At 62.1% G+C, this 9,889-nt stretch carries 5 protein-coding genes; 4 read left to right on the top strand and 1 reads right to left on the bottom strand.

The window, feature by feature from the left end:
- The first annotated feature begins 803 nt into the window (after positions 1 to 803).
- Positions 804 to 2,051, top strand: a complete 1,248-nt coding sequence (locus BM400_RS01965) for a hypothetical protein (protein WP_141223778.1) — start codon at positions 804 to 806, stop codon at positions 2,049 to 2,051.
- A gap of 724 nt (positions 2,052 to 2,775) precedes the next feature.
- On the opposite strand, the gene BM400_RS01960 is transcribed toward BM400_RS01965, so the two are convergent.
- A complete protein-coding gene (locus tag BM400_RS01960) occupies positions 2,776 to 4,080 on the bottom strand; it encodes a M23 family metallopeptidase (protein ID WP_089836135.1) in 1,305 nt (434 codons plus the stop codon).
- Between the two features lie 664 nt (positions 4,081 to 4,744).
- Here BM400_RS01960 and BM400_RS01955 point away from each other — a divergent pair.
- From BM400_RS01955 to BM400_RS01945, 3 genes are read left to right on the top strand one after another with little or no spacing between them, the layout of a single operon-like run.
- On the top strand, positions 4,745 to 5,395 hold the full coding sequence (locus BM400_RS01955) for an RNA polymerase sigma factor (RefSeq protein ID WP_089836133.1): 651 nt from the start codon (positions 4,745 to 4,747) through the stop codon (positions 5,393 to 5,395).
- Positions 5,392 to 8,919, top strand: a complete 3,528-nt coding sequence (locus BM400_RS01950; RefSeq protein ID WP_089836131.1) for a CHAT domain-containing protein — start codon at positions 5,392 to 5,394, stop codon at positions 8,917 to 8,919. Before BM400_RS01955 ends, BM400_RS01950 begins: the two co-directional genes overlap by 4 nt.
- Positions 8,920 to 8,947: 28 nt before the next feature.
- Positions 8,948 to 9,847 (top strand): hypothetical protein, encoded by a 900-nt coding sequence (locus BM400_RS01945; RefSeq protein ID WP_089836130.1) that lies wholly within the window; start codon positions 8,948 to 8,950, stop codon positions 9,845 to 9,847.
- The last annotated feature ends 42 nt before the right edge of the window (positions 9,848 to 9,889 follow it).

Below are 9,889 nucleotides of genomic sequence, written 5' to 3'. Positions count from 1 at the left end.
CTCGAGACAAAAAGATTCAGGGCCAAACGAAACGATTCCATATCAATCACATTGACGACGGGGATTGCGGGATGAGGAGCTGAACTCACGAGGCCCCATCTGGAGCTTCGGAAGATCGAGAATCACTGGGGCGAGAGGACTTGAGTGAGACGGTGTGCAAACGGTTCGCGACCCACACGGTGAGTGCCTTCGTCAGCGTGGATTTGTCGGTCCCTGCCCACGCTCCAGGGAGAATGGCTTCGGAAACTCGTCGGCATCGGGCTCACCAAAGATCTGCCGGAGTGCATAGAAGGATTGACTCTCTCTCCTTCGCACGCTCCAATAGGCGACGGGAGAAATTCGTAGAACCAGTAGCGTGGTTTTTGGGGCATGTGAGATCGCGGAACAGGTTGTGCGGCATCGCAGAGCACCATCGATCGCGATCCTGTTTCCAGCCGCACTTGTCATGGCCGTAACGCATCTCGGGGCAAGCGAACTCAAGCCGCCAAGCAATTAACGTTTCAAGCATTGTTGAGCATAGGATCATGACAAGCAAACCCCTCTGGAAGTGCCTCTTCGCGTTCTGCCTCCTCCCCTTCACCTGCGAGATGGGTGCAGCGCAAACGGATGCGGTCATTTCTCATCTCGAGTTTCATTCGTCAGACCCTGCATTGGACACAAGCTTTGCGTGGGCCAGGCAGCAGGCACTGGCGTACGCCCATGCCGGGACGGGCTCCATGGGGCCATGGTACGAAGCGGCTCTGCCGGGCCGAGATTCCTTCTGCATGCGCGATGTATCGCACCAGACGACCGGAGCCGCTGTGTTGGGTCTCTACGAGGCTAACCGCAATATGCTTCAACGTTTCGGTTATGCCGTGTCCGCGACGCGAGACTGGACCGGCTATTGGGAGATCGACAAGCAGGGAAATCCCTCTTCGGCCGACTACGTGAACGACGATGATTTCTGGTACAATCTGCCCGCAAACTTTGACGTAATCGATGCAGCCTATCGCATGTGGTTATGGACTGGCGACGATACCTACATCCGGAGCAGCCCAATGCGCAACCTGATCTCGCACTCTGCGCATGAGTACGTGGATACATGGAACCTTTCTCCCACGACGATCCTTACCCGCACACGGCTGATGAATCGCCGTCAAAAGCACGGCAAGTTTGTCGATGCGCGAGGCATCCCAAGCTACACAGAAGAGACGCAGGACTTTGTTGTCGGCTCCGACCTCATCGCGGCGGAGTATCGCGCGTTTCGAGACCTGCAAGCTATCGAAGAGCGACAGGGTCATACTGCCACTGCGAAAGAGTATGACGGAAAAGCGGCGCAGCTCTCTTCTCTCCTGGAGCAAGAGAGCTGGAACCAGGCCGATCATCATCTGGGAGGCTCGTACTCCCGCGAAAAAGGGTGGAAGGGGACCGGGGACGATCTTGCACTTTACTTTGAGGCTCTCGCCGATTCGTCTCACGTCCGTGAGTCGCTGAAGTATGTCGCCTCCGGAGATCATTGGAAGAACGAAGGAATTGAGGCGGAGAGCTATCTTCCGCAGACCCTGTATCGATATGGCGACAAAGAGTCAGCCCATCGGGTGCTTCTCGATCTGTCGCGTGCGGATAAACCGCGGCGTGAATATCCTGAGGTTTCCTACGCCGTAGTTGCCGCGGTCGTGACGGGCGCGATGGGGGTTCAGCCAAAGTACGACTCAAAGGTTCGCAAAGTTGTACTCGCGACGTTTCCACAACTCATGTCCGATGAGGAGACAGCGACGCTGACAGGTCTTCGTATCTTCACCGGCACAGTGGATGTCGGCGAAGTCGGGTTGCATCAGGTGACGATGAAGAACAAGACCTCCAAAGCTTTTACATGGAGAGCGACTTTTCCAGGAACTCACCAACAAATCCTGGTCGATCACCAGAGACGCCGATCCCATGCCACAACGCTGCTCGATGGGCGATCGATTTCTTGGGTGGATGTAACCCTTGATGCGGGTCGCACAGCCGTTGCGCAACTGGATCAAACCGCGGAGCACACAGATCTCAGCAGTCAGAGTTCTCTCCGGTAACACTCGCCTTCGACAAAGGCGAAATGAACCGCTGTATTGCCCATTCAAAACTCGAGGCCGGCAGTGTATATCGCTCCTGACGTGAGTCGAACGCAGCAGGCAGCCAATCCAGTGTTCGACTTCGTCATGACGGCCCAACAAGAAGCTGTGTTTATGGGGAAGACAGAGCAGCATATTTCGGCATTGCTCAGAACGGGCTGCCTGCGATCCGCTCAGTCATGTCTTGGACTTTATCTCTCATCGCCTGCACGCCTTTTTCGCCAATGTCAGGCTTAGGTTTTTGGCATGGACCAACTGAAAACAAAGGCTCGCTGTCGCACGCGTGCGATGACCTGCTGCGTCAATGCGCCGGGCTCTCTTTGAACGATGCATCCGATCGCTTCGTTCCCCACACCAATTAGTTTGCGGCTCAGGGGACCATATGATGCCGGATAGGATCCGAAGTCCTTGAGGCGAACGTCACCTCCGACGAGTCCGGCTGCGGTAGCTCGATTGATAGGACGAGGTCAGACCGCATGAGGCAGTGAACGGATGGCAGATACGATACGCGACATCAGTGGAGTTTCTCTCCTTGGCCTCATCCTCGGAGTGCAAGGCATGGCGCAAGACTGCAACGCATACTGGAGAGGGGTTTGACCAGGCCTGCGTCCTCCGCCATTACGCCTCTTGCGCTCTGCCGCAGGGGGTTCTAATCTCTCTCCCTCCACCATCAATCCCCGGGTCGCTATTGATTAAACCCAGGCAGATCCACGCGCCGCACGACGTGATCCTTGATCCAGTGCGCGTCCCACCATTCTTTCGGATCGATCTGGACGCCATCGAGCTGCATGGCAAAGTGGATATGGTCGCCGCCGGCCATCCCCGTCATGCCGCTCAGTCCCATCACCTGCGAGCGCTTGACCATATCGCCCACATGCACGTCGATCCGGCTGAGATGGCCATAAATCGTCTGCAGGCCGTATCCATGGTCGACCACGATGCAGTTGCCATAGATGCCCAGCGGCGCTGCCCAGACGATACGCCCGTCATTCGAAGCCTCGACGCCTACATGCTGAGTCACGGCAAGATCGTAGCCAAGGTGAACCTGCTGGTCGATCTTGTTGCCTTTGTAGACGTAGCTCCGCACATCGGCAAACGTAGCCTCGGCCGCGGAGTGCGCCTGCCGCGTAAAGGGCTGCGACCAGAGAAAGCTGTCGGCGGTTTTTAGGCGAAGGTCGGAGAGCGTCTTGTTGTTGGCTTTCCGCATCTCGGTGTTGATCTTCACGAAGCGCGCGATCGGGTCGCCGGTTCCATTCGGATCGAGCTCTCCGAGCACCTTCTGCATAAACTGGTCCGTAATCTGGATCTGGTGTTGCGTGTAGACTGGCTGCTCCCGCTTGGGGAAGATGACGGTCAGCGGCGTGGTCACATCGTTGCCGGCGGCATTCGAGGCATACGCCATGGGAATCGTCCCTGCCGGCATATTCCACGCAAACGCGTAGAGCGAAAATAGGCCCGGCTTGCCTCCAGGCATCGGCCAGGCCCGGAAGGTCTGGTCGCCGACCCGTACTCCGGCCGACGTGTACGAGCCGGTGACGTTCATCGTGGCGAGATCGGCCATGCCGAGATAGAGATAGTGCTGGTCGGAGTCCGCGCTGATCTGCGGCGGCTGGGTCACCACATTCACGTCGCGCTCCCAGCGGGTGGTCTTGTGCAGCAGCCCGCCGGAGGTTGCTTCCAGGATCAGGTGCGCCGTCCCGTCATGCAGTTCCGGCGTGGTCCTGGTGCCGAGTTCGACGTTGAAGCTGGAGTCCGGACCCTTGGTGGTGGCGGAAGGCTGCCACGTCTTCTGATACTGCGCCCCGCTCTGCACGAGTGTAGAGGTCAGCTTGCTGACGCCGTGTGCGTCGTGGACGTTCACCGTAAACGGCGTTGCCTGACCGATCGTCGTGGGCGCTTCCGGGACGTCGAGAGTGGGCTTTGAGCAGCCGGTGAGGGCGAGAAACGACGAAAACACAACGAGAGGGACGGTAAGGGCCGGGGTTCGCACAGAACGATTTTAGCGCTGTGGAGCGGGTATCGAGGCGCAAGTCTTGTCTCTGCTGTTTACCTCTTGCGCTCCCTCCGACCGCAGAGTAGCGGCGAATCCGCACCAGGATGCACTCATTTTGGTGCATCGCCCGTAATCGTGGTCTTCTAAAGGGTTTGCGAGTGAACTCCACAAATTTCCCAATGTTTCACCAGAAACATTTTGGGTGCGAAGACGTGGTGTTGTGCATGGATATTCGTGGTGCCATGTATGGAAAACCTGGAAGAGTGGCGCTAACGCACAGCCGGTGGATACTCATGGTACAGGTAGAACACGCGCGGCTCGTCTTCGAGCACCTTCAACTGGCTTTACGACACGCCGGCCAACCGCACGAAGCTGCCTGAAAAGCACCATAGCCTGCTCGCCGGTGTCCTCGCGCAGTCCGACCCGGAGAAGGCTGATGCCGCCATGCGGGCGCATGTCATGCATGGCGCAGAAGAAATCCTCAAACGCTTCGAACCACGCTCGCTGTTGTTTCCGCGAGGATAGCTCCGCGGCAGCGAAGGCGATGCCACAAGCAGCCGCTGCCGGCGCAGCTTTTCCTCCCCTGTGCCTCTGACTTTGTCTATACTGGCCATAACACTCCCACTATCGTGAACTTCTGACCATAGACAGAGATTTTGCCATGCCGCAGAAACGGACTGTCGCCGAGTTGATCCCCATTTGCCTGGAGACAAACTCTGATTCCGCGTGGCTGGAGCTTGTGCAGACGCTACAGCCGGTTATCGCCTCAACCGTGCTCCGGTGCGTCCGGCGGTATGACCATCCCAACCGTGCCGTGGTGGACGATCTCGTGCAGGAATCCTTCCTGCGGCTCTTTCGCGACGACAGCAAGGCTCTTCGCACCTTCGTGCATCGCCATGAGGCGGCGATCTTCGCCTTCGTGCGCGTGGTGGCCGCCTCGGTCGCCAACGACTACTTCCGTAAGCTCAACGCGCAGAAGCGAGCCGGCGAATATGCCGTGGACATGGACGATCACGCCCTGACCAGCGCTGCGCAGAGCGAGGTCATCGTCGATCCCTTGCTGCTGCGCGACATCGAGCGCCATGTCGAGGGCCTGGCCAGCGATCCAAGAGACAGGATGATCTTCTGGTTCCACTACCGCCAGGGATTCACCGCGGCCGACATCGCGGCGCTGCCGGGTATCGGCCTGACCCCGAAGGGTGTGGAGAGCTGCCTGCTGCGGTTGCTGAAGGCCGTGAAACGAAAGATGGTTCCGATGCTGCCTCCGGCTGAAGGTTTACCGCCATCGTCTGCGTTAGGAGAGATGAGATGAGGCACGCCGAAGACCATATCGATTTCTCCGACCTGGAGCTCCTGACCCTTCCCGGTACCGGTCTTGCGGAAGAACAGATCGAGCGCCTGCGCCGAATGCGCGAGCACATGGAGGACTGCACCGACTGCGCTGGGGCCGCGGCGACACACCTGGCGCTACTCCGTGGCGAACCCGGCACGGCAGCCTCCGCCACGTCCGGGTGTCCGCATGACGAGCTCTGGCTGCATCTTGCGGCGGAACTGCTCGACGAGGCCCAAGCGCAGCCCATGTTGATCCACGCGGCGACCTGCGGGGACTGCGCCCAGCGGTTGAAGGACGCGATGGCCGAGGTGGCGCCGTCCTCGCTGGACGACGAGGTGCCGTGGCTGGAAAGCTCAACCGCACCCTGGCAGAGCGAGATGGCACGCACGCTCGCAGACCGTGTAGTGCCGGCACCCGCGAAGATCCTGCCGTTCCCGCGGCGCAGAGTATGGATGGCAGCCACCGCCGCGGCGCTTCTGTTCATGATCGGCGGAGCCACCTGGTTTGCGCGTCGCGATACGGACAGCGCCCTGCTCGCCCGCGCGTACGACACGCAACGGCGCACCGATCTGCACCTGCCCGGCGGTTCCTCTGTCGCGAAGGCCTCGGCCACACGGGGCGCCTCCGCCCAGGACCTCCCGACGGAGCTGATGCAGCTTCAACTGCGCACCGCGGAGCATCTGCATGCGCGACCGAACGATCCCTACTGGCTGGCGATGCGCGGACGCATCGCGCTGGTCGCGAACGACGGTGAAGCCGCTCGCAAAGACCTGCAACTGGCGATGGCCTCCGGGATGTCCGGCCTCGACAGCGACCTTGCCGACGCCTTCTTCGAGATTGGCGAGGCCAACCACGACCCGATCGCCTGGTCCCGCGCCGCGGATCTCTACGGCAAGGTCATCGACGAGACCGATGGCAAGCGCGATCCGCGCCCCAGGGCCCTCGCCTTCTTCAACCGAGCCCTCTGCTGGGAGCGGCAGTCGGTCTTCGTGGAAGCGATCGCCGACTACGAGCAGGCCCTTGCGCTCGAACGGGATCCGGGATGGCGCAGGGAGATCGAGCAACGCCTGGAGCACGTGAAGGAGCAGCAGAAGAAGAGCGAGGTGAATCGCGGTGCCGCTATGGACCTCTCACCGGCCGGTTTTCTCGCGGCGTCGGCAACGGCCCCGGAGACCACCGCGCAGGATTACGAGCTCTACCTCGACGCCGCCACGCGTGAGTGGCGTCTGGGCGATCCCGCCGCCTCGCCGGAGGCAAAGGCCGCCGCGAAGAAGCTTGCCGAGATCGGCGCGAGTCACCACGATCCGTGGCTAACCGAGCTGCTCGCCGCGCGCCCCGCGGAAGAGGCCGCTCAGCATCTGGCGGCCGCCACGCAGGCCAGCGCCAGCGGCAACGCCGACAAGGCCTTCACCGAGGCCGAAGCCGCCTCCCAATCCTTTCAGCGAGCGCACAATGCAGCCGGTGCGCTGCGTGCCGAGGCTGAGCGCGTCTACGCGTACCAGCGGATGGGCAAGGTGGACCTCTGCCTCGACGCCTCGACCCGGTTGCTCGCCGAGCCCGCTCTGCAGCGCTACGCCTGGATGCATGTCTACGTGGCGCTGGAACACGCCAGTTGCGGCATCGATAAGCTCGAAGTCTCCAGCAGCATCGCCGAGACCGAGCAGACGCTGCACGACGCGCGCTCCGCGGGGCTTCGCCTGCAGATGCTCCGCGCCGAGAGCTTCCTCGTCACCATGTACGACATGGCCGGCGAGACCCGCACGTCCTGGATCCTTGCGCAGAGCGGCCTCGAGACCTGCCTGGAGGGACATGGCGCACGCATGTCCACCTACCAGTTCCTGCATGCGCTCTACAACACGGCCAACACGCAGGGGCTGCGCTGGACGGCGGCCGGTCTCGCCGATGCTGCCGCCCAGGCCTCGCAGTTGGTCGCCAACGTTCCCATCAAGGCCTACGCGCAGGAGGTGGCGGGTACCGCCGCCACAGCCGTCGGCCACTACGCGGACGCCGATGCCGCATTCGCCAGGGCCACGGCGTCCATGGCGCAGATGCCGCAGGGCGTCGCCGCCCGGTTGTACAGCGCCGACTGGGAGACCGACCGCTCTGCCCTGATGGCGCGCAAAGGCCAGCTTCAACCAGCCGTGGACCGGATGCAGAAGGCCTCCGCCGTCTTCGGGACGACCGGCAACTACAACGCGCGGCAGCATCACAACACGGAGCTCGCCAGCCTTCTGCTGAAGTCCTCCGACCCTGCGCAGTCCATGCACTTCAGCCTGCTCGCGACCAACGACGCCGAGGCCGGGTTGAATGCGGCCCACGACGAATCCCAGAAGCTGGCCTGGGGCCGCGACAATGGACGCGGCTACCGTCTGCTTGTGCAGTCGCTGGCCACCATGGGCCGCAAGGAAGACGCGCTGGGCGTCTGGGAGTGGTATCGCTCCGCAGCCTTCCGGCAGGGCCAGCCGAGGCGGGCGGGCGATGTACCACCTCTTCCTCCGTTGCCTGCGGAGCGACGCCACGGCCTTACGCTCGTCGTGGCTCGTCTGGAAGATCGCTACGTCGTGTGGTCTGTCTCGCCCAACGCCATCCGCATGGCAGTCGTGCCCGATACGCTCGAGCACGTCGAGCTGATGGCGAGCACCTTCGGCGAGCTCTGCGCCGACCGCAACTCTTCGCCGGAGTCCATCCACATCCTCGGCGCGAAGCTCTTCCGCCTGCTCTTCGCGCCCTTCTCCAATGAGATCGAAGGCAGCTCCGCGATCCAGTTCGATCTCGACGCTGCGTTGCGCCGCCTGCCGCTTGCCGCTCTCACCCAGACGACCCGCGGCTATCTGGGACTCGACCACGCGATCACCATGCTTCCTCCCTGGTGGATCCTCCGCTCCTCCCCGGACGAGCCCATGCCGGAGCATCCGCGCGTCCTGCTGGTGGAAGGCGCGCCCTCGGTCCTCGACGCTTCCGGCAGCGTCGTCTCCACGCTGCCCGAGGAGTACCTCGAGACCCGCGACCTCGCCATGCTTTACCCGCAGGCTCTCCTCATCCGAAGCAAGGAGAGTGCCCGGGCCGACCTCCCCAACCTGCTCTCCAGCGCTCATCTGTTTCACATCGATGGCCACACGGTCGAGCACAACAACGAGACCGGGCTGCTGCTTGCCAATCCCGATGTCGTCTTCAGCGCCTCGTCGCTCAAGGGGGTTTCGCTGCACGCATGCCGTCTGGCCGTCGTCGCAACCTGCTCCAGCACCGCGGGCGCGGAGTACAGCCTCGAAGACCACGGAAGCCTTCCGCACGCGCTTCTGGTGGCCGGCGCCCACCGTGTTGCGGGCACGCTCTGGGACGTCGACTCCAAGTCGTCGCGCGAGCTGATGCTCGCCTTTTACAACTCCCTTCGCAAGGCAAACACCGCACCGGCCGCGCTGCGCAAGGCACAGCAGATCATGTCTTCCACGCCCGCCACGGCGCACCCGTTTTTTTGGGCCGCCACGGAGGTTTTCACGCAGTAAATCCGTTCTTCTTCACAGGAGAACGCTTATGCCAGAAGAAGTCCGTAGCACCACCGCCAATCAGCTTGTCATCCTCTTCGAGGGCTCCTGGTTCTTCATCCAGGATCCCGAGGACTCCACACGCATCCTGGCTCTCTGCCCCTATGTCGACGCGCCCGATCACGTCTGCTGGTTTGGCTTCTGGGATGGCTCCTCCATCGCAGGACCCAACGCCACCGGCCCCAACGGAGCCATGCAGGAAGGCGAGAGCCTGTGGGTGGACGTCATCACCGATCAGGCGAAGAACACCGCCCCGGTCGATGCCCTGTTCCAGGCGGCGCAGGCTGCATACTCCTTCCCGTACCTCACCAGCAGCGACCCCGCAACCTCTCCGCTTCAACTCACGGACACCACCGGCATGCGTCGCGTCTCCATCTCCATGCCGGACTCGATGCGTGCCGATGGCCTGCTCACCAACGCCACCGTCTACGGATCGCAAAACCCCGGCTCCACCATCAAGCTCGACGCCGGTTCGTCCTATGTCGACTTCCTCTTCGTCTATTACTACGACACGCAGGCCGACGTCGCTATGGGCACGCAGTTCTTCGAGCAGCCCGTCTTCTCCACCTCTCTCGCAACGGTCGTTCCGCACCTCATCTTCAAGGTCATGGGGACGGCCGCGGACGCGCAGGATATGGCCTCGGAATACACGCATCTCGTGCAGACCTTCGACTCGCTGCGGCAGATGGTCTTCTCTCCGGACGGGATCTGCTGCGACGTAGCCATCTACCCGGAGGCTGGGCAGAGGCTGCAATTCGAGATCCTCGACCCATCCTTTAGCGCCGCGGAGCTGGGCATCCCATCCCAGCAACTGGGGGGCCTGCGGATTCGCGACTACGCCTCCTGCGCCGCCGGACCCTTCGCCGCGAGCGGCGTCCTCGGAGGCTAAGCCGACAAGGGCGGGCAGGCCAGCCCTGTCCGCCTTTGGTCC

Origin of the sequence: Granulicella pectinivorans, from assembly GCF_900114625.1 — a bacterium.
GTDB lineage: Bacteria > Acidobacteriota > Terriglobia > Terriglobales > Acidobacteriaceae > Edaphobacter > Edaphobacter pectinivorans.
This window is presented reverse-complemented; position numbering and strand designations above follow the sequence as displayed.